The organism is Bacillus sp. M5A3_1b (assembly GCF_053345335.1).
In genome coordinates this window covers 524,547-549,353 of the sequence record NZ_JBKEZY010000001.1, presented here as the reverse complement: position 1 = coordinate 549,353, position 24,807 = coordinate 524,547, and the positions used below count along the sequence as shown (strand labels likewise).

Genomic DNA, 24,807 nt, shown 5'->3' with positions numbered 1-24,807 from the left:
TTTTCATATGAAATGGATACAAATGCCGTTAGGCCCATTACAAACGAATGCTTATATTTTAACGAATGATCAAAATGAGTGTATTATCTTTGATCCTGGTCACGAAGGAGAGAAGCTCGTTACATATTTACAAGAAGAACAATTAAAGCCACTTGCTGTTTTATTAACACATGCTCACTTTGATCATATTGGTGCTGTTGACGCGGTAAGAGACGCTTTTCATATTCCTGTGTACGTACATAGAGAAGAAGCAGATTGGTTAGGCGATGCAACTGTAAATGGCTCTCAAATTTTTATGATGAATCGCAGTATTACAGCAAAACCAGCAGATCATATTATTGATGCAGAAGGTGCATTAGCAATTGGTTCATTTAATTTTGAGATTTTTGAGACGCCAGGACATTCTCCAGGCAGTATTTCTTATTATTGTAAAGAGGCGAATGCTGTATTTTCTGGTGATGTATTGTTCCAAATGAGCATCGGAAGAACAGATTTACCCGGTGGAAGTTTTGCTGAATTGATTGGAAGTATTGAAGAAAAATTATTTGTATTACCAGATGAAACAGCGGTGCTATGTGGACATGGTCCAGAAACAAGCATTGGTTTTGAAAAAGAAAATAATCCATTTTTACAGTAAGGAGCTAGTATGGAGATGGAGCTCATTTTAAAAGAATGGATGGAGAAAGAGAAGGATTATTCAATTTCATATAGTACGTATATGAACCTCGTATTGTACACAGAGGGACATGGCTATTATATGAAGGAACGTGAAAAAATTGGAAGACAAGGGGATTTTTTTACAAGTAGCAACGTATCCTCTGTTTTTGCAAAAACATTTGCTAAATTTTTTATTCGTCTTGTTGAAAATGGTGAAGTTGCTCCGAATATTTGTGAGATTGGTGGGGGAACAGGAAGGTTTGCCTATGATGTTTTACAAGAGTGGAAGCAAGTATCTCCTGAAACCTTTATTGATTTAAACTATTCAATAATTGAAATGAGCCCTTTTCATAGAAACTTACAGCAGAAAAATCTTTGTTCGTTTTCTAATGTGTCGTATTATACGTCGCATAGTGAAATGGGAGAATCGTTCGAAGGGATTCTTTTTTCGAATGAGTTATTTGATGCATTTCCTGTTGAAGTAATTGAGAAGAGAAATGGAATATTGTATGAAGTACGTGTGACGTACACAGAGGAAGGGAAACTCGCAGAAGTATGTAGACCGCTACAGAAAAATATTGGTCGATACTTATTGAAATATAATATTCATCTTGCTGAAGGTCAGCGTTTTGAAGTGCCACTTGCGATGGAAGAATATATAGAAGAAATTGCGAAATGGTTTCAACGAGGTGTATGTATTACCGTTGATTATGGATACACAAAAGAAGAATGGATGCATCCTGCACATCAAGAAGGAAGTTTACGAGGATATTACGAGCATAAGTTAATCCGTAATCCTTTAGAGCATCCAGGTGAAATGGATCTTACTACTCATATTCATTGGGACGAACTGAAAGAGATGTTTAGCCTGCAAGGCATGAATATAGTATGGCATAAGAAGCAATCTGAGTTTTTGTTAGCAGCAGGAATATTAGATCAGCTTACGGGTCACCAAGATCGAAATCCTTTTTCTGAAACTCAAAAACAAAATCGTGCAGTTCGTTCTATGATTTTGAGCGGAGGATTAGGGAGTGCATTTGATGTTGTGATACATACGAAACATATGCAACAGTTACACTTGGATCAGCATTTGAAAATATAAAAAAACAAGACACAGCATATTTCTGTGTCTTGTTTTTTAATACGACTTTTTAATTATGTAGCATCATATATTTTCTCTCATGATATATATTTATATTAAAGATATGAGATAAAAAATATAAAATACGCCCTTTTTCTCTGTTTATGAGCTCTTAACCTAATAATACGCGAACGAGTTGAATAATTGTCTCGTTTTCTACTTTGTAATAAATTTCCAATCCTTTTCTTTCACTGGAAACGATTTTAGCACTTTTTAATTTTGCTAAATGCTGTGAAATTGTAGATTGTGGCATGTTTAAGCCAGTGTACATTGTAGAAACGTTGCTTGGACCACGTTCAATTAATCCTTTTACAATACATAAGCGAACAGGATGAGCAAGTACTTTCAATAATTCTGCATTGCTTTCATATAGTTCTATTTCTTTTTGAAAGGTTTCTAACATGTTCTTTTCCACCTCCGTGTGAGCTGTTATACCATACTATACATACCAAAAAATTAAAGAAAAGAAAACAGTTGTTGCAGAAAAAAAGTCCTAAAGTAAAGAAATTGTAAGAAAAGAGACCCTGATGTAAATAAAGTAGATAAATTTGCATGGTTTTGTAAAATGACATTTTTGGGCGAAAATTTCGATGCGTTTTAAAAATTGAAAGATATAGATATATTTGTAACACAATTTTATCATGATTTTCTTATTCTTTCAAATGAATATACAAAATTTTTAAAATAATAAGAAAAAGGAATTATAATGTTATATATAGAATATAAAACAGGTTAAAAGAAAGGAAGCTGAATATAGTCAGCTTCTTTATGGTGATAACAAAATATTTGAGTATAGCTGATAAATTTTAGAATTACCAAGACATTAGTTATATATTCTAGAGTTCATCTTTTATCAGCTTTAAAAATCTGCGGTTCCATATGTTCTCATAAAAATCAATCGTCTCTTTTGCGGACATAAATGGATTATTTAACGTAGAGGTTGCTTTCTGTACCATGAAGTTTTCGTATTCTAGTCCATGGGAAAATCTAATCGTAGCATCCATACAGTACTCTGTTTGGGCACCACAAAATTCAATACGGTGTACAGATAATTGTTCTAAAATCTCTTTCAAGTTTGTTTTATAAAATGAATTGGCATGTGTTTTTCTTACAAAAAAATCTTGTTCCTGAACATCTAGATCAGCATGAATAGCCCAAAGTTCTTTTTCGGGTACTAAATCATCGTCACAATGTTGAATAAAAATGATGGGTTTATTTGATTTTCTGTATGAAGAAATTCTTTTATTTACTTTTGTAAGTAAATTTTGTAAATCGAATAAATGCTCTTCGCTATAACATACTCCATTTTGTAAATCGATAACGATTAAAACATCTGCACAAATATCCATTATTTTTGCCCCCTTTTTTACTTCTTAATATATCAATTAATTCATTATTTAGAAATAGATGGTGCTCTTTTGCTTTTTTATGGACTATACGAAAAGTAAAAAATATACTTAACGGTATAAAAAAGAAGATATGAAAACTTAATTTCATATCTTCTGTTCGTTCTATGCATTTACAGGTTCTTCTACATAAGAAAGGGCATTTTCAAAATCGGATATTAAATCGTCAACATTTTCAAGGCCGACGGATAACCGAAGTAATGAATTAGAAATCCCTCTTTCATCACGAGCTTCTTGCGACAATGCTGCATGTGACATTTTAGCTGGGTAGGAAAGAATCGATTCGACAGCTCCTAAACTAACTGCAAAGACAGGTAATTTTACTTTTGATAAAAATTGGCGGAGTGCGTCTTCTGATTGTAAAGTGAAAGATAGGACAGCTCCGGCTGATGTAGCTTGAGATTGTTGAATATCAAATCCAAGATGTGTTTGTAAGCCAGGATAATAGACATTTTTAACTTTAGCGTGCTCTTGTAAATAATGTGCAATTTTATTGGCGTTTGCAGCTGAATGCTCAAGACGTACATGCAATGTTTTTAGACCGCGAAGTACGAGAGAACAATCTTGAGGACCTAAAATAGCGCCGAATGCATTTTGTAAAAATCCAAGTTTTTGAGCGAGTTCGGCATCTTTTACAACCGCTAATCCGGCAGTAACATCACTATGACCGGCAATGAATTTTGTGGCACTATGAAGAACGACATCGGCGCCAAGATCAAGTGGTTTCTGGAATAGTGGTGTCAAAAATGTATTATCAACAAAAGTAAGGGCGTCAATAGATTTTGCAAGTTTAGAAACAGCACGAATATCTGTCACTTTTAAAAGTGGATTAGAGGGTGTTTCCACATAAAAGAGTTTTGTGTTTGGCTTAATGTTTTGCTTTATTTCTTCTACATTTGTCATATCAACAAATGTATGTGACACACCGTAACGGGAGAGCACTTCAGTTATAATTCGGTAAGTTCCTCCGTATACGTCTTCTGAAATGAGTACGTGATCGCCTTGTGAAAGAAGGAGGAATGCAGTAGAAATCGCTGCAATTCCTGATGCGAAGGCAAATCCCTTTGTTCCTCCTTCTAATAAAGCAATGATATCTTCAAGAGCTTCACGAGTTGGATTACCAGAGCGACTATAGTCATATTTTCCGAACGTATCTACATCAAACTGATGGAATGTTGATGTATTATAGATGGGAACGTTAACAGCTCCTGTTTGTGAGTCATGTTTATATTGGTTGTGCAGTAAGAGTGTATCTATAGAATAACTCATATTCTTACCCCTTCTTTTACAAGTTTAATGGCTTGCTTTAAGTCTTGAATTAAATCGTTACTATTTTCAATGCCAACGGAAAATCGCAGAAGACGATTACATACACCGTTTGCTGTTCTGATTTCTTCAGGAATATCAGCGTGTGTTTGCGTTGCTGGATACGTCATTAAACTTTCAACACCACCAAGACTTTCAGCAAATGTAATTAAGGATAAAGATTGTAAGAATGGATTAATCCATGTTTCATCTTTCAGACGAAATGAGATCATGCCACCTCTTCCAGGATAAAATACATCTGTCACCCCGTCTTCATCATTTAAATAAGCAACAACTGCTTTTGCATTTTCTTCATGTTGTCTCATGCGAAGCGCTAACGTTTTCATACCACGAATTAATAGCCATGAGTCAAATGGACTTAAGACCGCACCAGAGGCATTATGATAATGAGCGATTTCCTCACAAAGTTCCTTTCCTTTTGCAACGACAAGTCCGCTTAGGACATCGTTATGTCCTCCTAAATATTTCGTTGCGCTATGAAGTACAATGTCGGCACCTTCTGTTAATGGCTGCTGTATATAAGGCGTATAGAATGTGTTGTCTACAATAAGAAGTAGTCCGTGTCTTTTCGCTACAGTTGCGACAGCGGCAATATCAGTAACTTGCATTAACGGATTAGTTGGAGTTTCTATGAAAATAGCTTTCGTTTCAGTTGTGATAGCTTGCTCAATTTGTTTAATGGATTGTGTATTTACGTATCTACATCGAACATTCCACTTTTTTTCGTGCTCAGAAAATAATCGATAAGTGCCCCCGTATAAATCTTCAGATACAATAAGTTCGTCTCCAGAACGGAATAGGGAGAGGACGAGGAGAACAGCTGCCATCCCTGAACTACAGGCATAACCTTGTTCACCATATTCTAAGTCTGCGATTGCCTGCTCTAAAAGACCACGAGTTGGATTGCCAGTTCGTGAATAGTCAAAGCCAGTAGAGTTACCAATTCCGTCATGACGATAAGCAGTTGAAAAATAAACAGGTGGGTTAACAGTTCCTGTTGTAGTTTCGCTCCGGTTTCCGATTTGTGCTAGTTTTGTTTCAATAGTTGACATGTGAAAATTCCTCCTTTTTAAATTAACAATTAAGTGAATGTAAAGTGAAACTTTAATCAGTGAGGGATTCATCCCCACTGATTATCAGCCCTCACCAATCGAGCTTTTACGGGCAGTTGATTCCCACCTAACTTCTTTGTTCCAGCTGAATTTTGAGTTGGGAATCTTACTGCCCTCAAATAGCGGGGGAAAATAAAAAAAGCCTTCTAAAGAAGAAGGCTTTCGGTTTGAATAGAGTCTTCTTCTCATCTGTCAAATCTTTCACAATTTGCTGGAATTAGCACCTTATTAACAAATGTTAATGGTTGCTGAGGCGTCAAAGGGCCAGTCCCTCTACCTCTCTAGATAAGAATGTTCGTATGAAATTTTATTATGTTTTTAACTTTACAACAAAAGATAATTGAATTGCAACTTTATTTTAAATAATTTTTATTTTTCCGCAAGTGTCATTGACTTTTGCATTTGTGCATGCTAAATTTATTAAAAAATTAACAAACATTGTTAAAAGGGGAACGTATTTCCTTTTAGCTACATAAATAAAATAATAAAGACAAACTCTTATTGAGAGCGGTGGAGGGAAAGGCCCTGTGAAACCCAGCAACCTTCAAACGAAATGTTTGAAACGGTGCTAATACCTGCAAAACGAATGTTTTGCATAATAAGAGGAGGAACAATTATGTCCCCCTCTTCAAAGTGAAGAGGGGGTTTTTATATTGATAGAAATGAGGGAGATTTGTGAAATTACTAGATTTATTATCAAAAGGAATTGTAATAGGTGATGGTGCGGTTGGGACGTTATTACATTCACATGGTTTGCAAAGTAGTTTTGAAGAATTGAATATATCTGATCCAGATTTAATTATATCGATTCATAAGCAATATGTAGCTGCTGGGGCTGATGTGATTCAAACAAATACGTACGGAGCAAATGAAGCGAAATTACGTATGTATGGTTTAGAAAATCAAGTTACTGAAATTAATAGAGCCGCAGTAAAACTGGCGAAAGCATCTGTTACAGACAGAAATGCAATTTTAGGAACAATTGGTGGTATGAAACATATCGGAGCTGTTACGACAACTGATATGGAAAGAGAATTTATGTTACTGGAACAGGCAAGTGCATTACTAGAAGAACAGGTTGATGGACTGCTATTAGAAACTTTTTATGATGAGTTTGAATTACTTCATGCTGTTCAGGTGTTACGAAAACAAACGAATATTCCAATTGTAGCTCAATTAGCATTGCATGAGGCAGGTACAACTCAAAATGGAAATGATGTAAATGAAATATTAAAACAGCTTTTAGATTACGGTGCAAATGTTGTTGGATTGAACTGTCAACTAGGGCCACTTCACATGACGGAAGCTTTTAAAATGATATCGATTCCGCAAAATGGCTACTTGTCAGCATATCCAAATGCAGGTCTCCCGAATTATGTGGAGGGACGCTACGTATATGAGGGAAGTCCGGCTTATTTCGAAGCGATGACACCGAAATTTATTGAGCAAGGTATCCGATTATTGGGTGGTTGTTGTGGCACGACTCCAGAACATATTGAAAGTATGAAACGTGCAATTGCAAATGTTACACCTGTAATAGAAAAGGATACGATTCAAAGACCGAAAGTAGTTCATACACATGAGAAACGTTCGAAAGCTCATGTCACTTTAGCAGAGAAAGCAAAAAAACAAACGACAGTAGTAGTGGAATTAGATCCACCGAAAACGTTAGATACGCAGCGATTTTTTGAAGGCGCAAGAGCATTGAAAAGAGCTGGGGCAGATGCTATTACTCTAGCAGATAATTCATTAGCATCGCCTCGCATCTCGAATATGGCAATGGGGGCATTATTAACGAAGCACGATATTCCGGTATTGACGCACTTAACGTGTAGAGACCATAACGTCATCGGACTACAATCTCATTTACTAGGCCTATCAGCGTTAGGTATGGAAGAAGTGTTAGCTTTAACTGGGGATCCAGCACGCGTTGGTGATTTTCCAGGTGCCACTTCTGTATATGATTTGTCCTCTATTGAGCTCATTAAAATGATTAAAGAAATGAACGACGGGCGCTCGATTTTAGGGAAATCAATTGGTCCAGCAACAAGGTTTTCAGTGGGAGGTGCGTTTAATCCGCATGTAAGACATTTAAAAGCAGCGGTTAAGCGAATGGAACGGAAAATAGATGCTGGAGCGGAATATTTCTTAACGCAGCCAATTTATGATATCGCGTTAATTGAAGAAGTGTATGAAGCGACAAAGCATTTGGAACAACCTATTTTTATTGGGATTATGCCATTAATAAGTAAAAGGAATGCAGATTTCCTTCATTTTGAGGTACCGGGTATTACACTACCTGAAGAAATAAGGGAGAGAATGGATGGACATGAAACGAAAGAGGCAGCAATTGAGGAAGGAATTCTCATTTCACAAGAATTAATCGATGCGGCGATGAAGTATTTTAACGGCATTTATCTTATTACACCATTTCTAAAATATGAAATTACAGAACATCTTGTTAAATATGTGAGAGAAAAGCAAGAAGTGAAAGAAGGTATTAATTGATGAAATGTATAGAAGAAAAATTACAAAATAACATCTTAATATTAGATGGTGCAATGGGAACAATGATCCAGCAAGAGGACTTAACTGCGGAAGATTTCGGAGGAGAAGAGTACGAAGGCTGTAATGAATATTTAGTAGAAACAAGGCCTGATGTCATTTTAAAGATTCATAAAGCTTATATTGAAGCTGGAGCAGATATTATTGAAACAAATACATTTGGGGCGACAAATATTGTATTAAGTGATTATGAGTTGTCTCATTTAGATGAGGAATTAAATGAGACGGCAGCGCGTTTAGCGAAGCAAGCGGTCAAAGAAAGCGGGAAGGAAGTATATGTTGCGGGAGCAATGGGACCAACAACGAAAGCGATTAGTGTTACAGGTGGTGTGACGTTTGAAGAATTAATTGAAGCCTATACACGGCAGGCTAGAGGCTTATTGAATGGCGACGTAGATGTATTACTCGTTGAGACGAGTCAAGATATGCGTAACGTGAAGGCTGCTTATATTGGAATTCAAGCAGCTTTTGATGAGCTAAATAAAATTGTACCTATTATGATTTCAGGAACGATTGAACCGATGGGAACGACTCTGGCCGGGCAAACAATTGAGGCTTTTTACTTATCAGTAGAACATATGAAGCCATTATCTGTTGGGTTAAACTGTGCGACCGGTCCGGAGTTTATGAGAGACCATATTCGTTCACTATCTGAGTTGTCGGAGTGTTACATTTCTTGTTATCCAAATGCAGGTCTTCCTGATGAAGATGGACATTATCATGAATCGCCATCTTCTCTCGCTGAAAAAGTGAAGCGATTTGCTGAAGAAGGATGGGTTAATATTATCGGTGGTTGTTGTGGCACAACACCAGAACATATAAAAGCAATGAAATCCGCGTTAGCCTCTCTTAAGCCGCGTGAACACCACGAAAGAGCTGGACACGGGGTTAGTGGATTAGAGGCACTTCAATATGATGACTCTATGAGACCATTATTTGTTGGTGAAAGAACAAACGTTATTGGGTCACGTAAATTTAAACGATTAGTAGCAGAAGGGAAATTTGAAGAGGCTGCTGAAGTCGCAAGAGCGCAAGTGAAGAAAAATGCTCATATTATTGATATTTGTATGGCAGATCCTGATCGCGATGAAATAGAAGATATGGAAAACTTCTTGGCAGAAGTTACGAAAGTGTTAAAAGTACCAATTATGATTGATTCAACAGATGAAAATGTGATGGAGCGAGCTCTTACTTATATACAAGGAAAAGCTGTTATTAATTCAATTAATTTAGAAGATGGAGAAGAACGATTTAAAAAAGTGACGCCGCTTCTTCAAAAATATGGTGCTGCTATTGTTGTAGGAACAATTGATGAAGATGGTATGGCGGTTAGTGCAGAACGAAAACTCGAAATCGCAAAAAGAAGTTATGAGTTATTGACGACGAAATATGGTATACGCCCGTCAGATATTATTTTTGATGCACTTGTATTTCCTGTAGGGACAGGTGATGAAGAATATATCGGCTCGGCGGCAGCGACGATAGAAGGAATTCGTCTTATTAAAGAAGCCTTACCAGAATGTTTAACGATTTTAGGTGTAAGTAACATATCTTTTGGTTTACCACCAGCTGGCCGAGAAGTATTAAATTCCGTCTTTTTATATCATGCAACGAAAGCAGGATTAGATTACGCAATTGTGAATACGGAAAAATTAGAACGGTATGCGTCAATTCCAGAGGAAGAAAAACGTCTTGCTGATGCACTACTTTTTGAAACGACGCAAGAGACGTTAGAAGAATTTACAAATTTTTATCGCGCGGCAAAAAAGAAAGATGTCGTTACCCAAGAAACATTAACTCTTGATGAAAGGCTGGCAAATTACATTGTAGAAGGTACGAAACAAGGACTACAAGAAGATTTAAGCCGTGCACTTACAGAAGGAAGAAAACCTTTGGATATTATTAATGGCCCACTTATGACAGGAATGGATGAGGTGGGACGATTATTTAATAATAATGAGCTTATCGTTGCCGAAGTATTGCAAAGTGCTGAAAGTATGAAAGCTGCCGTAAGCTATTTAGAGCCACATATGGAATCTAGCGAGAGTGCGAAAAAGGGGAAAGTATTATTAGCAACTGTTAAAGGTGACGTACATGATATTGGGAAAAACCTCGTTGAAATTATTTTATCGAATAACGGATATGAGATTATTAATTTAGGAATCAATGTTCGTTCGGATCGAATTGTTCAAGAAGTACAAGAAAAGAAGCCTGACATTATTGGTCTTTCTGGTTTATTAGTAAAATCAGCGCAACAAATGGTAACGACTGCTGAAGATTTAAAAGCTGCAAATATTGATGTTCCAATCGTTGTAGGCGGGGCAGCGTTAACGAGAAAATTTACAGAAAATCGTATTTCACCATCATATAAAGGGCTCGTATGTTATGCGAGTGATGCGATGACTGGTCTTGATATTATTAATAAGCTTCAAAAGGAAGAAGAGCGTGAGAAGATGAAACAAGATAAAAAAGAGCGTCATCTTCATATCGTAAAAAAAGAGGAGAAGAAAGTAGAAATTCCAGCAGTAATTGAGCCATTAGCGAAGGCAGAGGTTATGATACCTGATTCAACAAAACGAATTGTATTACGTGATATTCCAGCCCTTCATCTCGCTCCATTTTTAAATAGACAAATGCTACTTGGACATCACCTTGGATTAAAAGGAAATGTGAAGAAGCTTTTGCGAGAGGGAGATAAGAGAGCACACGAATTAAATGATTTAATAGATGAATTATTGCAGGAAGGACAATCTTGGTTAAAACCGAAAGCGGTGTATCAATTTTTCCCAGCGCAAAGTGATGGACAAAACATTGTAATATATGATCCAGAAGATCATACGCGTGTTATAGAGCGTTTTACATTCCCAAGACAAGGAAAAGCACCATATCGTACTTTAGGTGATTATTTACGACCAGTTGGAGATGAGATGGACTATGTTGCTTTCCTATCTGTTACGGTTGGGGAAGGCGTTCGGAACATTGCTGAAGAGTGGAAGGCGAAGGGTGATTATTTACGCAGCCATGCGATCCAATCGTTAGCGCTTGAACTAGCAGAAGGTCTTGCTGAAAAAACACATATGCTCATTCGTGATCGCTGGGGTATTCCAGATTCACTAGAACTGACGATGGAAGAACGTTTCCGTACGAAATATAGAGGGATACGAGTGTCTTTCGGTTATCCAGCATGTCCAGAACTTGCGGATCAAGAAAAGTTATTTCGCCTTATTCATCCAGAAGAAATAGGTATTTCATTAACAGAAGGATTTATGATGGAGCCAGAAGCGTCTGTAACGGCTATGGTATTTTCTCACCCTGAGGCAAGATATTTTAGTGTATTATAGTGTAGAAGGGGGAGACGTATGAAGAAAATAGTCTTTACAGGTGGCGGTTCGGCAGGGCATGTAACACCTAATTTAGCCATCATTCCACATTTACAAGAACAGAATTGGGATATCTCGTATATTGGTTCTCATCAAGGGATTGAGAAAACGATTATAGAAAAGGAAGGCATTCCGTACTATAGTATTTCAAGTGGAAAGCTACGTCGTTATTTTGATTTAAAAAATATAAAAGATCCTTTTCTTGTAATGAAGGGTGTTATGGATGCGTATGTAAGGATTCGAAAACTAAAACCGGATGTGATTTTTTCAAAAGGTGGTTTCGTATCTGTACCAGTCGTAATTGGAGGCTGGCTAAATAGAGTCCCTGTTTTATTACATGAATCTGATATGACGCCAGGACTAGCAAACAAAATTGCGCTCCGTTTTGCTTCGAAAATATTTGTTACATTTGAAGAAGCTGCGAAACATTTACCGAAAGAAAAAGTAATCTATACAGGATCTCCTGTACGTGAAGAAGTGCTAAAGGGAAATCGTGAAAAAGGTTTAGTGTTTTTAGGTTTTTCACGTAAAAAGCCAGTTATTACAATCATGGGAGGAAGTTTGGGCGCAAAGAAAATTAATGAAACGGTTCGAGAAGCGTTACCAGAACTTTTGAAAAAATATCAAATTGTTCATCTTTGCGGAAAAGGTAATCTTGATGAAAGCTTACAAAATAAAGAAGGATATAAACAATTTGAATATGTACATGGAGAACTGCCAGACATATTAGCGATAACAGATTTTGTTATTTCACGTGCGGGCTCTAATGCAATTTTTGAGTTTTTAACATTGCAAAAGCCGATGGTTTTAATTCCGCTATCGAAATTTGCAAGTCGTGGAGATCAAATACTAAATGCAGAGTCTTTTGAAAGACAAGGATATGCTTCCGTATTGTATGAGGAAGATGTGACTGTGAAATCACTTATAAAGCATGTCGAAGAATTAAATCAAAATAATGAAATGTATAAAACAGCACTAAAAAAATATAATGGAAAAGAAGCAATTCAAACAATCATTCAACATATTTCAGAGGCATGATGAAACAATCATGTCTTTTTTAGTAGGATGAAAGATTCCAAGGATTGATATTTTTATGTTACAATAACAAATGGATTAGTAGGGAAATTCCAAGTAATGAAGCGTGAAAATACGAATGGATTAGGAGTGACTGTGTTGGAGCTAAGTCTCTATGAAAATACTGCACTTATTATATGCTTTGTGTTGTACGTTGGTAGTGTTATTGTTTATATTTCAAGGAAATTTTCGCAAGAAAGAGAGCTTGAAAAATCAGAAATAACAGCTGAACTAGAAATGTTAGCTGATGAAAGTTATAAAAAGAAGAAAATAAAAGAAGAGCATGAAGAATCCCATCATTTAAACGCAAATAAGTTTTAAAGATGGGGATTTTTTTTTGAAGTCGTTCTTTAGTTCTTTATTATGTTTATAGCAAGTAACGCTAAAAGGAGTTTCCCGTACATAATGAAGGAGTGTATATAAATGAATTTTTATGTCGCCTCAGGATTCCAAAATAAACATCTTGTACGTTCTATAGCAAATGAACTGAAACATGCAGGATGGCACCATACATATGATTGGACAAGAAACGAAAGAGCAGTGAATCAAGATCAATTAAGAGAAATTGGTCAGGCAGAAAAGAATGCTATTAAAGAAGCGGATGTCTTTTTACTTATATTAGATGGCGGAAACGGGAGCCATACAGAGTTTGGAATGGCGATTGCGCTAGAGAAAAAGATATATGTATATCATGAAAGAAACCCGCTTCAAACAACGTTCTATCATTTGCCAGAAATAAATATTTTTGAAGGAGATGCAACTGAATTTGCATCTTATGTTATGAATCATGTGAAATAATAGTAACGACCTAAAAGGTTATAAAAGTGATCTTTTGGGAACAGTGATGATAAGAAACGTATATAAAGGAGTATATAATATGAAATTAGAAAATGGATGGGAAACGAGCTTTTTAGAAGTCGTACAAAATAGTGAATTTAAGAAAGAGGCCGTTCTTAGTCAATTGCTTTGTGGGGATAGTGAAGAAGTAGAAGAGCTTGTGGATGATTACGGATATGAAGAGATTATTGAACGCGAACATGATGATGAATTAGCAGAAGTTTTAGGTGAAGAACTTTTCGGTGAGATGGAACGACACGTATTCTTATCTTCACAGCCAGAAGAAAAACTTATTTCATTCGTAAATGGATTAGGTTTTCATGTGTTAGATTGGATCGTTCTTCTTGAAACAGAATTTGGCATTGATAGTGTACACTTTACGTCGGACGCCGTGAAAATGTTAGAAAAACGCTTTAGACAATTTCCATACATAGAAGATAAGACAATTTTTGATATGACATTTGGAGAAGCAATGGATGTATTAGAATCCATTACAGGATTACAACTGAAGGAAAAGATGAACGTATAATGTAAAAAAAGAACGTGATATCCTCACGTTCTTTTTTTACATTATAATAATTTTGTCATCTAGTTTTGTTTGTCCGCTAAGAAGTGCGTTTAAATATTCCACTTTTCTTATACAGGCCTGTATATGTCTTTCAACCTCTTGCAACTCTGCTTGGTGATGTGTTTCAATCGGATGAATTTGTACGTTGAATTTTTCAAATTGACTACTATATGTTATTTCTGCATAGCCGCTCATAATATCCATTTCGTTATGAAATAAAAATTGTTTCGTTTTGTCACAGAATGATACATTCTGAAAGCCATATACTTTTAATGCGTCAATTACTTTTTTAATCATTTTTGTATTCATTTTTTAACCCTCTTTGCGAAGTTCTACTTATATATTATAACATAAAAAATTACATAGAAAGCGCTTCCAAGTGTATTTTATTATAAACTTTACGTTTCAATCACAAAAATGAAACAAAGAAAAAATAATTGTAAAGAAGGGAGGACTCTTTTATTGTTTCGTCATATATATAGAGAAATAGTGCAAGGAAAGGAAAATTTCCGAATTTGAGTTCGTATTTCAAATTTAAGCGCAATAAAAGAGGTGAGAGACTTGAACTTTGATATTGTAGGACAAAAAGCATATATAAAAGATGGACCGCATCGGAACCGAATTGGAATTGTAAAGAACAGCGAGACAAAATTAGAATCGCAGTTTGCTATTGTAATTGGAGAACAAATCATTGATGTAGAGCTAAAGGATATCGTGTTAGTTGGAGTAGACGTAGGACAATTTCATAAATGGTGCGAACAAAATGGTTATTTGTGAAAAGGACGGGCTGTGAGATAATAAAAATAATTGTAGCAGCATAAGAATGAGAGAATACGAGATTGGTATTCTCTTTTTCAGTGTTTTAGGAGGCGAGAATGAAGTATAAAGAACAAGATTTTACATTGGAGTTAAAAGAGAAAATTCAGTGTATGGAGAAGGAAACAGAGAGAATATCATTTAAACTTTTTAAAGATTATTCACATTTGTACATAGAAAAAAACATGGAATTATTTATAGAACTCATCAGAGATAAAGAAGATCCTTTTGAAACAGGATATTATTCATCCATTTCGATAGCTGTATTAGATGAAGAAGGAGAGATGACTGAATTTTATACAGTTCCTATCTGGGAATGTTGTAATTATTTTTTAGGAGTACCGCTTCAAATAAGGTTTTGGGGAAGTAAGTTAAGTGGTGAACTTGTTGATGAAACTTATTGTGAGATAGAGGAGGAGTTAAAGGAGCGGTTGGAAGAGTTTTTACAGTTTGCAGATGAGGAATAATAGTTAGTCTTTAGTTTATAATTAATAGTTATTAAAAAAATGAAAAGTAGCATAATTTAGTTATATCTATACGTAATGATATATAAGTGGTGTTCTTATCATGGCTGAAGTAATTGGTAGAGCTTTATACATAGTGTTTGAAACAATATGTTATGCCTTATGTATAAAAGACAAAGAGGAAGATGAAAAGAACTAAAAAAGGACGCTAACAGTTTTTGTTAGCATCCTTTTTATTATGAAGCAATTTCACCAGTTTTTGTATCATCTTGATTGTACGTATCTTGATCTAATTCACCAAGCCATTTACTAGAAATAAGACCTGCTGTCATAGAACCACTTACGTTAAGAGCTGTACGACCCATATCGATTAATGGTTCAACTGAGATAACAAGAGCGACAATACCGATTGGTAAGTTCATTGTAGATAGTACGATTAACGCTGCGAATGTTGCACCACCACCAACACCGGCAACACCGAATGAGCTAATAGCAACGACAGCGATTAAAGTTAAAATAAATTGTGGTTGTAATGGATCGATTCCTACAGTTGGAGCGACCATCATTGCAAGCATTGCTGGATAAATACCTGCGCAACCGTTTTGTCCGATAGATACTCCGAATGATGCTGCGAAGTTTGCAATCCCTTCGGAAATACCAAGCTTTTCTTTTTGCGCTTCAATATTTAATGGCATTGCACCAGCACTAGAGCGAGATGTGAATGCAAATGTTAATACAGGGAACACCTTTTTTAAATATTGAATTGGATTTAAACCAGATAGAGCAATTAATAATAAGTGGATAACGAACATTATGATAAGTGCCACGTAAGACGCTAACACGAAGTTACCAAGTTTTAAAATAGCATTTATATCGCTACCAGCAACTGTTTTTGCCATAAGAGCTAATACGCCGTATGGAGTAAGACGTAAAATTAATGTTACCATACGCATTACGATTGCATATACAGCATCAAGCATTTTCTTAAATAGTTCTGCTTGTTCTGGATATTTTCGTTTTACCCCTATAAAGGCGATACCGATAAAGGCTGCAAATATTACAACAGAAATTGTTGATGTTGGACGAGCACCTGTTAAATCAAGAAACGGATTTGTAGGTAACAGCTCTAATAATTTATCTGGAATTGTTGTTTTTTCAATAGAAGTAAATCTTTCTTCAACTAGTTTCAGACGAGCAGATTCTGCATCACCTTGTTGCAGGCCTGTTGCAGATACATCAAATCCTGCACTTGCGGCGATACCGACAGCTGCAGCAATTCCTGTAGTAAGAATTAAAATTCCGATAATAAGACCACTAATTTTACCAAGGTTTTTCGTTAACTGTAATTTTGTAAATGCGGAAATAATAGATACTAAAATAAGTGGCATAACGATCATTTGAAGTAATTTCACATAACCGTTACCGATCAAGCCAAACCAAGTATTTGATTCAATAATTACTTTAGAAGTTGGCTCATAAATAAATTGTAATATAAGACCGAATATAATTCCGACTCCTAAAGCAGTAAATACACGTTTATTAAAAGATACATGCTTACGTTGCATATAATATAATACGCCAACTAAGATGAGCATGACTGCAACGTTAATTCCGACAAGCAGTGTATTCATGTTGATTCCCCCTAATTCCAATCTGTTATATAGAATATAAGGTAATAAAACCTATAAGTCAACTAGGGAATTGCGGAATTAAAAAAAAGATGGCAAAATGCCATCTTTAATGTCCAGCTCCAGGGACAAGTAAAAACGTCGTGTAGTATGTAAATCCTATGAAGAAAACAGTTAAATATGCCCCGAATACGTATATATACATACGCTCTGTTAAATTTAAATAGCTTAAAAGTACGAAGAAACCTGTTTGTCCTAAAAATAGTAGTGCGGCCTGTTGCATATCCCCTACGTAAAACATAACCGAGAAAATTCCAGTCCAAAAGCCGAGAACGCGAAACATGCGCTCCATGCCATCTCCCTCCTTTTCTAAAAAAAGTAAACCTCTCCTCATTATAGTTTATTTTTCTTACTATTGTAAATATTCATTCATATAAAAAGAAGCCAATTATAATTGGCTTCTTTTTATATGAGAAATTAAATTGTTAGTTTATAATTACAAGATTTACATCCATCTAGTAGACTATCGTTTCGAGTTAATTCCGTGTTAGGGAATAGGATTTCAAAAATCCCTTTCATCATATCTCCGTGCATATTACAAATTTCAGTTGGGTGATGAACAGCAACCTCTTTAAATGGACAATTGTGTACATCGTAGAAAATTTTCGTTCCATCTGCACTTAATTCAAATGCAGGTGATAAACCAGCTGTTGAGAAAGCTTCTTTTGCAATTTGGACTTTTTGCTCTACTGTTAAAGCATCTTCATTCACATGTAAACGCTGCATATGTTGTTGCATTAACTCGGCCCCGAATTGTTTTCCTGTTTCGTATAGCGCTTTTTCACCAGCGGCGCCAAGGCTAAGTAAAGAATTAAATGCTATTCTTGCTAACAATTGATAATCGCGGAATGGAAATTGTAATTGAATCACATCTTCAGATAATACATATAATCTGCTTGGTCTTCCGCCTTTTCCAGTTTTTTTCGTTTCCGATTTCAGCATATGAACATCTTCTAATTTAGATAAATGTAAACGTGCTACGTTTGGATGAATGGCAAACTCATCTGCAATTTCTTGTACAGTTACGTAACTATGTTTTTGAGAAATATATTTATAAATGTAATAACGAGTTGGGTCAGATAATACACCAGTAATTTTTAAAGCTTGTTCCATGAGGATCTCCACCTTTATCACTTTATCCAAGATAATAACATTATAATACAGATAAACTTCCATATAGGTAATTTCAGACAATAATTCGGAAATTGTTCATAATTTCACAAACATATTTTCCCTTTTTGCTCTAGTGAAAATACAAAAATACCGATTTTTCTGATGGTTTTTTTCATGCTATATACATAGTGGGGAGGGAAAAATGATGAATGGAATTGAAAGCTTCGCGAATATGATTTTGAAAGAGGCGTGTAGGGTACAAGCTTCGGATTTACACATTGTGCCCCGGAAGAAGGATGTAGCGGTTCAACTACGTATAGGAAAAGATTTAATGACGAAACAATACATTGAAAAGGAATTTGGAGAAAAACTTGTTTCACACTTTAAATTTTTAGCATCCATGGATATAGGGGAGAGGCGGAAGCCACAAAATGGTTCATTGTATTTACAAATGGATGGACAAGAAGTATATTTGCGCCTTTCCACGCTTCCAACCGTATATCAAGAAAGTCTCGTTATTCGTCTTCATTTACAAGCATCTATTCAGCCGTTATCTCATCTTTCGTTATTTCCAAGTACAGCGAAGAAACTACTTTCTTTTTTGTATTATTCACATGGGTTACTCGTCTTTACGGGACCGACTGGTTCAGGAAAGACAACAACAATGTATGCATTATTAGAGGTAATTAGAAAAAAGAAAACACGTCGCATCGTTACACTAGAAGATCCAGTTGAAAAAAGAAATGACGATGTATTACAAATTCAAATAAATGAAAAAGCAGGTATCACATATGAGGCGGGACTGAAGGCTATTTTACGCCATGATCCAGATATTATTTTAGTCGGTGAAATTCGTGATGAAGAAACAGCGAAAATTGCTATAAGAGCAAGTTTGACTGGACATTTAGTAATGACGACATTGCATACGAATGATGCGAAAGGAGCGATACTTCGGTTTATGGACTTTGGCATAACAAGGCAAGAGATTGAACAATCTTTATTGGCTATAGCTGCACAGCGACTTGTCGAATTGAAGTGTCCGTTTTGCCAAAGAAAGTGCTCAACTTTATGTAAATCAATGAGGCAAGTAAGACAAGCGAGTATTTATGAGTTGTTATATGGATATGAGTTAAAACAAGCGATTAAAGAAGCAAACGGGGAATGTGTCACATACGAGCATGAGACATTAGAATCTTCGCTACGAAAAGGATACGCTTTAGGATTTTTAGAAGAGGATGTGTATGTTTAAGAAAATATGGAGTTTAAGTGATCAAGTAGTATTACTGAAACGATTAGGAGAACTATTAGAAAAAGGATACTCCCTTTTGCAGGCATTAGAATTTTTACAGTTTCAATTACCTTTAGAAAAGAAAGTACAATTGCAGCGTATGATTGATGGGTTAAAAGATGGAAAAAGTCTACACGATTCTTTTCATCAATTAAAGTTTCATCAGGAGATGTTAAGCTATTTATTTTATGCCGAGCAACATGGTGATATTTCTTTTGCGTTGCAACAAGGGAGCTCACTTCTTTATAAAAAGGATAAGTATAGGAAAGATATGATGAAAATAATGCAGTATCCTATGTTTTTGGCGTTCTTTTTAATAATCATGATTTTTGTTTTTAACCGCATTTTATTACCGCAGGTTGACATGGTATATAGTTCGTTTGGTTCTACAGCACCTTTACTTACAGAACAAATATTAAGTGCAATTAAGCTGCTACCCTATCTTATTATGAGCACTATTTTTATCGTCTTAATTGGCTGTAGTGTATATATAGTTTACTTTCGGAAACTCCCGCATATGAAGCAGATAAAAATTATGCTTCGTATTCCCCTCATAAAAACATTTCTTATTTTAAAGCATTCGCATTATTTGGCTACTCAATTGAACGGCTTATTACACGGAGGACTATCGGTACTTGAGGCTATAACAATAATGATGGAGCAAAAGTATCATCCATTCTTTCAGTATGAAGCGGGCCGAATTAAACACCAATTAATTGCGGGAGAACCGTTGCAAGCTATTATTGCAAAAAGTGGATATTACGAGGAAGAGCTATCTTATATTATTACGCATGGACAAGCAAATGGTAATTTGGCAATTGAATTAGGTGACTATAGCGATCTTATCATGGAGAAGATGGAGCAAAAAGTTAAACGTATGTTAGTGATCATTCAACCAATTTTATTTACGTGTATTGGAGGAATAGTCGTTCTTATGTATTTAGCGATGATTATGCCAATGTTTCAAATGATGAATTCTATTTAGGAGGCATTTACATGCAAAATGAGGAGGGATTTACCCTTTTAGAAATGTTATTAGTTATGGTCGTAATAACTGTACTATTACTATTAATTATTCCGAATGTAGTTACACAGCGTTCATCCGTCGAAGGAAAAGGATGTAAAGCCTATGTGAAATCTATAGAAGCGCAAATACAAGTATACCAATTACAACATAATAAAATTCCTTCGCTAAAAGAGCTAAGGGATGAAAAATATATTACATCTGATAAGTGTCCGAATGGTGAATCCATTCATATTTCAAATGATGGCACAGTAACAACTGGGAAACTGTGAAACAAAAAGGTTTTACTCTTTTAGAAATGCTACTCGTCCTCTTTGCAATTTCTGTGCTAAGTATGGTCATGTATTACAATGTACATTCGTTATATGAAAAACGGAAAATCGAACAATTTTTGAGGCAGTTTTCAAATGATATTTTGTATATGCAACAATTAGCGATAAACCGTCAAAAACATTATACATTACGATGGTATAAAGATAGACATATGTACTATATAGGGGAATCGAGTACGAATCTTGCTATCATTAAAAGAGAATATGATAGCGATATACAAATTGATTTGAATACTTTTCCCAATCCGATGACATATAATCCGAGTGGAAATATTAATAGAGGTGGTACAATTTTACTTTCGTATCGAAGTTATAAATATGAGGTTGTATTTCAGCTTGGAAGAGGGAGATTTACGTATCGTGAAATGTCAAAAAGGGTCAGTGATGGCTGAGATGCTTGTAGCATTAAGTATAGTAATGATGGCGGTATCTTTACTACTTCCGCAAACAGTATTAATTATGCAAGAACGAAAGAATATACAGATGCGTTATAATGCATTTGTATTATTAAAAAGGGAAGCAGCTTTATATATGTATGAAAATGAGGCGAAACAACAGAAAGAAAAAGTCATAAATGGAAATGTATATTACACATATTGGGGAGGAAATGAAGTTTGTGCTATGTGGAAAGATGTGAAAGGAAGAATGATGGAACAATGCTTTTATGCAGGAGAAAAAACAAATTAGAAGTTGGATTTACATTAATAGAAATGATAGTATGTTTTTTTCTGTTATCACTGTTCTTTTTACTCTTGCCACGTTTAAACTTTATCGGAATAGAAAACAAACAATCGAAAGGATTAAATAATTGGGAATGGGATGTGTTTATAGGACAAGTACAGTTAGAGTTTCGTGAAGTATCTTTTGTAGAAAAAATAGTCCCTGAAAATAAAGATAATCTTTTGCGCTTCCGTCTTCGTACTGGAGATGAAGTGACGTATGAAAAATTGAATAATCATCTTATAAGAAAAGTGAATATGCGCGGAAGAGAAGTTATATTACAAAATGTTGAAATGGTTTCGTATGAAGTAACACCTCATTTGCTCTTTATAAATGTGAAAGATATGAGTGGGAAAATATATGAAGGTGTAGCTGTCAGTTATAGCGAAATGGAAATAAATACATGAGAAAACAAGCTGGATTTACGATGCCAGGAACAATCATTTTTCTTGTATTATTAACTTCGTTCTTTGTATACGAAACGAATATGTTGCTTATAGATAAAAAATTTTATATTGAAATAGAGCAAAAGTTTGTACTGGAAGAACTACTAAATCGATCAATTACAAATATAAAAAAAGACTTACAGCAAAAAGAAAAGGAAGATACTTTTTTCTTTCAATATGAAAAAGGCGAAGCAAGTGGAAATTACGTCTTTGAAAACGATGATATACTCGTTTCGTTGCAGTGCAAAATTAAACAGGAAATTTTGTATAAAGTAAGTTTTCGGTATAGAAAAAAGGATGAAAAAATATTCGATTGGATAGAAGGATAGTCTGTGAAATATACGGACTAAAACCATAATTTCTCATTTTGTAATAGGTTGTTTTTTAAAAGGAAATGGATAAATAAAACAATTGAAAGTTTAAATTTTCTCAAAAAAGAGAAAGGTAGAAAGAATATGATATATTCAAGCTATCCAAACATATTTTTTTAGGGAGAATAGGGAAATGATAAATAACAATCAAATAGGTGAAAATAAGGAACAAACTATTTTTGATCATAAAGGAAATGCAATTATGACAGAAGATAGGGAAATACACATTATTTCAAAATTCGAAGAACCTCTTATTGTCGTGTTAGGAAATGTATTAAGTGATGAAGAATGCGGAGAATTGATTGAATTGTCTAAAAGTAAAATAAAGCGTTCTAAAGTTGGTTCATCACGTGATGTAAATGATATTCGAACGAGTAGTGGTGCATTTTTGGACGATAATGAACTTACTGCGAAGATTGAAAAACGAATTTCATCTATCATGAATGTTCCTGTGTCGCATGGAGAAGGATTGCACATTTTAAATTATGAAGTGGATCAACAGTATAAAGCGCATTATGATTATTTTGCAGAACATAGTAGATCAGCTGCTAATAATCGTATTAGTACGCTTGTCATGTATTTAAATGATGTAGAAGAAGGCGGAGAAACGTTCTTTCCGAAATTAAATCTTTCTGTACACCCTAGAAAGGGAATGGCAGTATACTTTGAGTATTTTTATCAAGACCAATCATTAAATGAGCTGACGTTACATGGAGGGGCACCTGTAACGAAAGGTGAAAAATGGATTGCAACGCAGTGGGTGAGAAGAGGCGCTTATAAGTAAAAGCGTGTATGAGACGTTTTGTTCTTCATTGTATAAGAAGAACAAAACGTTTTTTTATTAAATAATAGAATCATTCGTTATAATAACAAATAATAACGAATGATTGAGAGGAACGAACATGAAATCTATATACATAACCGGTTATATGGGAGCAGGGAAAACAACAATTGGAAAAGCATTAAGTAAAGAACTTCATATGGATGTTGTCGATACAGATCAAAAAATTGAAGAGAAGCAGGAGAAGGCAATTCGTGATATTTTTGCCGAAGAAGGCGAAATCGCTTTTCGGGAATATGAAAGTGAAATGTTACGTTCACTACCGAGTTGTAATGTAATTATTACAACTGGTGGTGGAATCATCGAGCGAGAGGAAAACCGAAATTGGATGAAGGAAAATGGAACTGTCGTGTATTTATATTGTGATCCACATGTAATTGCAGAAAGGCTTCGTGAAGATACGACACGTCCACTATTTCAGAAGAAAGATATAGAGGCATTTGTGGCAAAATTTGAATCGCGCCGAGCTCATTATGAAGAGGCTCATATACATATTGATACGACGAATAAATCGGTAAAACAGATTATGAATGAGTTAAAAGAAAAGATTAATGAATAAAAAAGTGGACATACTAATCAAGTAGAGGTGATGATAATATGTCTACTAATGATTATGTTCGCTTTGTGACGCAGCAGTTTGTGTCGTATATGGATGCTCCAAAAGAAGATCGTAAACAAAAGAAAGAACAACGTCGTGCTGAAAAAGAGCCATTTATGAATAAATGGTTTGGTGTTATGCCGCTTAGTGCTGCTTTGTTTTATCGAAACGTAAAAGATAAAAGAAAAAAATCAAGTTAACGATTTCGTAATATGTGTAGCAAAATGAAAATCCCCTAGTAGCATCATACTACTAGGGGATTTTTTATTTACTGTACAGATTCTTTTTCTTCTGTAACGGCATGTATTTTATTGTTAACCCATACGAATCCTATTCCGATACAAATGGAAATGCCCCACCCAACAGCGGTCATAATCGCTCTCATTTCACCATAGCCATCTACACCGAAAACAGAGATGAAATAAATTTTTAAGAAGCTTTTTAATATAAATTGTAGCCCGAAAAATAGCGTTAAATATTGTAGTGCTGGATAGATCCGACTATCACGATACAGTTCACGACTTTTATCACGGTCATGGCCTTGCAATGCGGCAATGTCTGCTGCGAAATATAACATAAGTGGTTTTTTTGTAAAAATGGTACATATGACGATAATACCGAGTACGATGTGATAATACGCATCGTTCCACAACATTCGTTCAGCTGATCCAGATAATAGGTCTACTGTTGTATTAGAAATGAGTGTAATTAAAATAAAGAATCCTGTTACGTTAAACTGTTTTTCTTTTTTAAAGGTATACAGTGTATAAATAATCCCCGGAACAGAGGAAAGTAACATCGCGTAATAAGGATCGATATAAGGTTTTGCAAATTTCCAAATGAGGAATGGGATTACGAGATAAAAGACAAGATCTAATATAGCTTTTTTATTTTGATTCATATAAATCCTCCTTAAGTCATACATATATTTTATAATATAATTTCTGAAAATTGTATAAAGTTTAATAGGAAAAGAAAAAATATATTAATTTTTGAGGGATTAGTAGATTAAAAAAATTGCCCCTAGCGTAGTAAGTTTT

29 protein-coding genes and 2 riboswitches are annotated in these 24,807 nt (G+C 35.1%); of the genes, 20 read left to right on the top strand and 9 right to left on the bottom strand.

The genetic code is table 11. The annotated features are described in order from the left end of the window. Positions 1-7: 7 nt before the first annotated feature. Positions 8-637, top strand: coding sequence for an MBL fold metallo-hydrolase (locus tag ACLBWW_RS02915; protein ID WP_048541550.1), 630 nt, complete (start codon positions 8-10; stop codon positions 635-637). Between the two features lie 9 nt (positions 638-646). Next, positions 647-1,759 (top strand): class I SAM-dependent methyltransferase, encoded by a 1,113-nt coding sequence (locus tag ACLBWW_RS02910; protein ID WP_447613904.1) that lies wholly within the window; start codon positions 647-649, stop codon positions 1,757-1,759. A gap of 151 nt (positions 1,760-1,910) precedes the next feature. Here ACLBWW_RS02910 and ACLBWW_RS02905 read toward each other — a convergent pair whose 3' ends face one another. The 4 genes from ACLBWW_RS02905 to metI all read right to left on the bottom strand — a co-directional run bounded on the left by ACLBWW_RS02905 (position 1,911) and on the right by metI (position 5,582). Then, positions 1,911-2,201: an ArsR/SmtB family transcription factor gene (locus ACLBWW_RS02905; RefSeq protein WP_000894375.1), complete on the bottom strand. Its 291-nt coding sequence runs from the start codon at positions 2,199-2,201 to the stop codon at positions 1,911-1,913. Positions 2,202-2,634: 433 nt separating this feature from the next. Continuing rightward, a complete protein-coding gene (locus ACLBWW_RS02900; protein ID WP_447613903.1) occupies positions 2,635-3,147 on the bottom strand; it encodes a cysteine hydrolase family protein in 513 nt (170 codons plus the stop codon). A gap of 162 nt (positions 3,148-3,309) precedes the next feature. Continuing rightward, positions 3,310-4,473, bottom strand: a complete 1,164-nt coding sequence (gene metC, locus ACLBWW_RS02895; protein WP_000122285.1) for a cystathionine beta-lyase — start codon at positions 4,471-4,473, stop codon at positions 3,310-3,312. Continuing rightward, a complete protein-coding gene (metI, locus tag ACLBWW_RS02890; protein WP_048541556.1) occupies positions 4,470-5,582 on the bottom strand; it encodes a cystathionine gamma-synthase/O-acetylhomoserine thiolyase in 1,113 nt (370 codons plus the stop codon). The genes metC and metI overlap by 4 nt, the downstream gene beginning before the upstream one ends. A gap of 242 nt (positions 5,583-5,824) precedes the next feature. After that, positions 5,825-5,934, bottom strand: a riboswitch (SAM riboswitch). 203 nt (positions 5,935-6,137) lie between these two features. Further along, positions 6,138-6,247: riboswitch (SAM riboswitch) on the top strand. Positions 6,248-6,317: 70 nt separating this feature from the next. Here metI and ACLBWW_RS02885 point away from each other — a divergent pair. From ACLBWW_RS02885 to ACLBWW_RS02860, 6 genes are all read left to right on the top strand, one after another. Beyond that, positions 6,318-8,150 carry a bifunctional homocysteine S-methyltransferase/methylenetetrahydrofolate reductase gene (locus tag ACLBWW_RS02885; RefSeq protein WP_048541557.1) on the top strand — a complete coding sequence of 611 codons (1,833 nt, stop codon included), beginning with the start codon at positions 6,318-6,320 and terminating at the stop codon, positions 8,148-8,150. After that, positions 8,150-11,548: a methionine synthase gene (gene metH / locus ACLBWW_RS02880; protein WP_098076712.1), complete on the top strand. Its 3,399-nt coding sequence runs from the start codon at positions 8,150-8,152 to the stop codon at positions 11,546-11,548. The genes ACLBWW_RS02885 and metH overlap by 1 nt, the downstream gene beginning before the upstream one ends. An 18-nt stretch (positions 11,549-11,566) precedes the next feature. Beyond that, positions 11,567-12,625, top strand: a complete 1,059-nt coding sequence (gene murG, locus ACLBWW_RS02875) for an undecaprenyldiphospho-muramoylpentapeptide beta-N-acetylglucosaminyltransferase (protein ID WP_447613901.1) — start codon at positions 11,567-11,569, stop codon at positions 12,623-12,625. A gap of 96 nt (positions 12,626-12,721) precedes the next feature. Further along, entirely contained in the window at positions 12,722-12,982 is a 261-nt protein-coding gene (locus ACLBWW_RS02870; protein ID WP_000817963.1) for a DUF3966 domain-containing protein, read from the top strand. A 102-nt stretch (positions 12,983-13,084) separates the two neighbouring features. Further along, positions 13,085-13,459 carry a nucleoside 2-deoxyribosyltransferase gene (locus ACLBWW_RS02865; protein ID WP_001012499.1) on the top strand — a complete coding sequence of 125 codons (375 nt, stop codon included), beginning with the start codon at positions 13,085-13,087 and terminating at the stop codon, positions 13,457-13,459. A gap of 79 nt (positions 13,460-13,538) precedes the next feature. Continuing rightward, complete coding sequence (locus ACLBWW_RS02860; protein WP_141497593.1) at positions 13,539-14,027, top strand: hypothetical protein; 489 nt, start codon at positions 13,539-13,541, stop codon at positions 14,025-14,027. Positions 14,028-14,063: 36 nt separating this feature from the next. On the opposite strand, the gene ACLBWW_RS02855 is transcribed toward ACLBWW_RS02860, so the two are convergent. Further along, positions 14,064-14,375: a hypothetical protein gene (locus tag ACLBWW_RS02855; protein WP_001093232.1), complete on the bottom strand. Its 312-nt coding sequence runs from the start codon at positions 14,373-14,375 to the stop codon at positions 14,064-14,066. Between the two features lie 252 nt (positions 14,376-14,627). Between ACLBWW_RS02855 and ACLBWW_RS02850 the strand changes: the two genes are divergently transcribed. Both ACLBWW_RS02850 and ACLBWW_RS02845 read left to right on the top strand, forming a co-directional pair. Beyond that, positions 14,628-14,843, top strand: a complete 216-nt coding sequence (locus ACLBWW_RS02850; protein ID WP_001008334.1) for a DUF3912 family protein — start codon at positions 14,628-14,630, stop codon at positions 14,841-14,843. Between the two features lie 98 nt (positions 14,844-14,941). Then, positions 14,942-15,349: a hypothetical protein gene (locus ACLBWW_RS02845; RefSeq protein WP_048546457.1), complete on the top strand. Its 408-nt coding sequence runs from the start codon at positions 14,942-14,944 to the stop codon at positions 15,347-15,349. A 233-nt stretch (positions 15,350-15,582) separates the two neighbouring features. On the opposite strand, the gene ACLBWW_RS02840 is transcribed toward ACLBWW_RS02845, so the two are convergent. The 3 genes from ACLBWW_RS02840 to ACLBWW_RS02830 form a co-directional block, all read right to left on the bottom strand. Then, the gene (locus ACLBWW_RS02840; RefSeq protein ID WP_048546455.1) at positions 15,583-16,977 is read right to left on the bottom strand and encodes an L-cystine transporter; all 1,395 of its coding nucleotides are present in this window, start codon (positions 16,975-16,977) and stop codon (positions 15,583-15,585) included. 106 nt (positions 16,978-17,083) lie between these two features. Then, entirely contained in the window at positions 17,084-17,326 is a 243-nt protein-coding gene (locus ACLBWW_RS02835) for a DUF2626 domain-containing protein (protein WP_000440719.1), read from the bottom strand. A gap of 125 nt (positions 17,327-17,451) precedes the next feature. Then, positions 17,452-18,147 (bottom strand): helix-turn-helix transcriptional regulator, encoded by a 696-nt coding sequence (locus ACLBWW_RS02830; RefSeq protein WP_048546453.1) that lies wholly within the window; start codon positions 18,145-18,147, stop codon positions 17,452-17,454. Between the two features lie 205 nt (positions 18,148-18,352). On the opposite strand from ACLBWW_RS02830, the gene comGA reads away from it, so the two are divergent. The 10 genes from comGA (at position 18,353) to ACLBWW_RS02780 (ending at position 23,967) form a co-directional block, all read left to right on the top strand. Then, a complete protein-coding gene (comGA, locus tag ACLBWW_RS02825; protein ID WP_098131754.1) occupies positions 18,353-19,396 on the top strand; it encodes a competence protein ComGA in 1,044 nt (347 codons plus the stop codon). Beyond that, positions 19,389-20,420, top strand: a complete 1,032-nt coding sequence (gene comGB, locus ACLBWW_RS02820) for a competence type IV pilus assembly protein ComGB (RefSeq protein ID WP_098124023.1) — start codon at positions 19,389-19,391, stop codon at positions 20,418-20,420. The genes comGA and comGB overlap by 8 nt, the downstream gene beginning before the upstream one ends. A gap of 11 nt (positions 20,421-20,431) precedes the next feature. Continuing rightward, positions 20,432-20,731 (top strand): competence type IV pilus major pilin ComGC, encoded by a 300-nt coding sequence (gene comGC, locus ACLBWW_RS02815; protein WP_098047945.1) that lies wholly within the window; start codon positions 20,432-20,434, stop codon positions 20,729-20,731. Then, positions 20,728-21,183: a comG operon protein ComGD gene (gene comGD / locus ACLBWW_RS02810; protein ID WP_098047944.1), complete on the top strand. Its 456-nt coding sequence runs from the start codon at positions 20,728-20,730 to the stop codon at positions 21,181-21,183. The genes comGC and comGD overlap by 4 nt, the downstream gene beginning before the upstream one ends. Further along, complete coding sequence (comGE, locus tag ACLBWW_RS02805; RefSeq protein WP_098088696.1) at positions 21,176-21,478, top strand: competence type IV pilus minor pilin ComGE; 303 nt, start codon at positions 21,176-21,178, stop codon at positions 21,476-21,478. Before comGD ends, comGE begins: the two co-directional genes overlap by 8 nt. Beyond that, the gene (comGF, locus tag ACLBWW_RS02800) at positions 21,448-21,918 is read left to right on the top strand and encodes a competence type IV pilus minor pilin ComGF (RefSeq protein ID WP_447613900.1); all 471 of its coding nucleotides are present in this window, start codon (positions 21,448-21,450) and stop codon (positions 21,916-21,918) included. Before comGE ends, comGF begins: the two co-directional genes overlap by 31 nt. After that, positions 21,915-22,286 carry a competence type IV pilus minor pilin ComGG gene (comGG, locus tag ACLBWW_RS02795; RefSeq protein ID WP_098047941.1) on the top strand — a complete coding sequence of 124 codons (372 nt, stop codon included), beginning with the start codon at positions 21,915-21,917 and terminating at the stop codon, positions 22,284-22,286. Before comGF ends, comGG begins: the two co-directional genes overlap by 4 nt. Before the next feature lie 175 nt (positions 22,287-22,461). Continuing rightward, positions 22,462-23,112, top strand: coding sequence for a 2OG-Fe(II) oxygenase (locus ACLBWW_RS02790; protein WP_048546438.1), 651 nt, complete (start codon positions 22,462-22,464; stop codon positions 23,110-23,112). 118 nt (positions 23,113-23,230) lie between these two features. After that, on the top strand, positions 23,231-23,728 hold the full coding sequence (locus ACLBWW_RS02785) for a shikimate kinase (RefSeq protein ID WP_098221248.1): 498 nt from the start codon (positions 23,231-23,233) through the stop codon (positions 23,726-23,728). A gap of 38 nt (positions 23,729-23,766) precedes the next feature. Then, on the top strand, positions 23,767-23,967 hold the full coding sequence (locus tag ACLBWW_RS02780; protein ID WP_000106080.1) for a YqzE family protein: 201 nt from the start codon (positions 23,767-23,769) through the stop codon (positions 23,965-23,967). Between the two features lie 68 nt (positions 23,968-24,035). Here ACLBWW_RS02780 and ACLBWW_RS02775 read toward each other — a convergent pair whose 3' ends face one another. After that, entirely contained in the window at positions 24,036-24,668 is a 633-nt protein-coding gene (locus tag ACLBWW_RS02775; RefSeq protein WP_447613899.1) for a VC0807 family protein, read from the bottom strand. Positions 24,669-24,807 lie beyond the last annotated feature (139 nt).

What these genes read in the sequence shown, in the direction of transcription:
- ACLBWW_RS02915 (WP_048541550.1), top strand. Translation starts at nt 8, where the DNA reads ATGAAATGGATACAAATGCCGTTAGGCCCATTACAAACGAATGCTTAT.
- ACLBWW_RS02910 (WP_447613904.1), top strand. Translation starts at nt 647, where the DNA reads ATGGAGATGGAGCTCATTTTAAAAGAATGGATGGAGAAAGAGAAGGAT.
- ACLBWW_RS02905 (WP_000894375.1), bottom strand. Translation starts at nt 2,201, where the DNA reads ATGTTAGAAACCTTTCAAAAAGAAATAGAACTATATGAAAGCAATGCA.
- ACLBWW_RS02900 (WP_447613903.1), bottom strand. Translation starts at nt 3,147, where the DNA reads ATGGATATTTGTGCAGATGTTTTAATCGTTATCGATTTACAAAATGGA.
- metC (WP_000122285.1), bottom strand. Translation starts at nt 4,473, where the DNA reads ATGAGTTATTCTATAGATACACTCTTACTGCACAACCAATATAAACAT.
- metI (WP_048541556.1), bottom strand. Translation starts at nt 5,582, where the DNA reads ATGTCAACTATTGAAACAAAACTAGCACAAATCGGAAACCGGAGCGAA.
- metH (WP_098076712.1), top strand. Translation starts at nt 8,150, where the DNA reads ATGAAATGTATAGAAGAAAAATTACAAAATAACATCTTAATATTAGAT.
- murG (WP_447613901.1), top strand. Translation starts at nt 11,567, where the DNA reads ATGAAGAAAATAGTCTTTACAGGTGGCGGTTCGGCAGGGCATGTAACA.
- ACLBWW_RS02870 (WP_000817963.1), top strand. Translation starts at nt 12,722, where the DNA reads ATGAAGCGTGAAAATACGAATGGATTAGGAGTGACTGTGTTGGAGCTA.
- ACLBWW_RS02865 (WP_001012499.1), top strand. Translation starts at nt 13,085, where the DNA reads ATGAATTTTTATGTCGCCTCAGGATTCCAAAATAAACATCTTGTACGT.
- ACLBWW_RS02860 (WP_141497593.1), top strand. Translation starts at nt 13,539, where the DNA reads ATGAAATTAGAAAATGGATGGGAAACGAGCTTTTTAGAAGTCGTACAA.
- ACLBWW_RS02855 (WP_001093232.1), bottom strand. Translation starts at nt 14,375, where the DNA reads ATGAATACAAAAATGATTAAAAAAGTAATTGACGCATTAAAAGTATAT.
- ACLBWW_RS02845 (WP_048546457.1), top strand. Translation starts at nt 14,942, where the DNA reads ATGAAGTATAAAGAACAAGATTTTACATTGGAGTTAAAAGAGAAAATT.
- ACLBWW_RS02840 (WP_048546455.1), bottom strand. Translation starts at nt 16,977, where the DNA reads ATGAATACACTGCTTGTCGGAATTAACGTTGCAGTCATGCTCATCTTA.
- ACLBWW_RS02835 (WP_000440719.1), bottom strand. Translation starts at nt 17,326, where the DNA reads ATGGAGCGCATGTTTCGCGTTCTCGGCTTTTGGACTGGAATTTTCTCG.
- ACLBWW_RS02830 (WP_048546453.1), bottom strand. Translation starts at nt 18,147, where the DNA reads ATGGAACAAGCTTTAAAAATTACTGGTGTATTATCTGACCCAACTCGT.
- comGA (WP_098131754.1), top strand. Translation starts at nt 18,353, where the DNA reads ATGAATGGAATTGAAAGCTTCGCGAATATGATTTTGAAAGAGGCGTGT.
- comGB (WP_098124023.1), top strand. Translation starts at nt 19,389, where the DNA reads ATGTTTAAGAAAATATGGAGTTTAAGTGATCAAGTAGTATTACTGAAA.
- comGC (WP_098047945.1), top strand. Translation starts at nt 20,432, where the DNA reads ATGCAAAATGAGGAGGGATTTACCCTTTTAGAAATGTTATTAGTTATG.
- comGE (WP_098088696.1), top strand. Translation starts at nt 21,176, where the DNA reads ATGGCTGAGATGCTTGTAGCATTAAGTATAGTAATGATGGCGGTATCT.
- comGF (WP_447613900.1), top strand. Translation starts at nt 21,448, where the DNA reads ATGCTTTTATGCAGGAGAAAAAACAAATTAGAAGTTGGATTTACATTA.
- comGG (WP_098047941.1), top strand. Translation starts at nt 21,915, where the DNA reads ATGAGAAAACAAGCTGGATTTACGATGCCAGGAACAATCATTTTTCTT.
- ACLBWW_RS02790 (WP_048546438.1), top strand. Translation starts at nt 22,462, where the DNA reads ATGATAAATAACAATCAAATAGGTGAAAATAAGGAACAAACTATTTTT.
- ACLBWW_RS02785 (WP_098221248.1), top strand. Translation starts at nt 23,231, where the DNA reads ATGAAATCTATATACATAACCGGTTATATGGGAGCAGGGAAAACAACA.
- ACLBWW_RS02780 (WP_000106080.1), top strand. Translation starts at nt 23,767, where the DNA reads ATGTCTACTAATGATTATGTTCGCTTTGTGACGCAGCAGTTTGTGTCG.
- ACLBWW_RS02775 (WP_447613899.1), bottom strand. Translation starts at nt 24,668, where the DNA reads ATGAATCAAAATAAAAAAGCTATATTAGATCTTGTCTTTTATCTCGTA.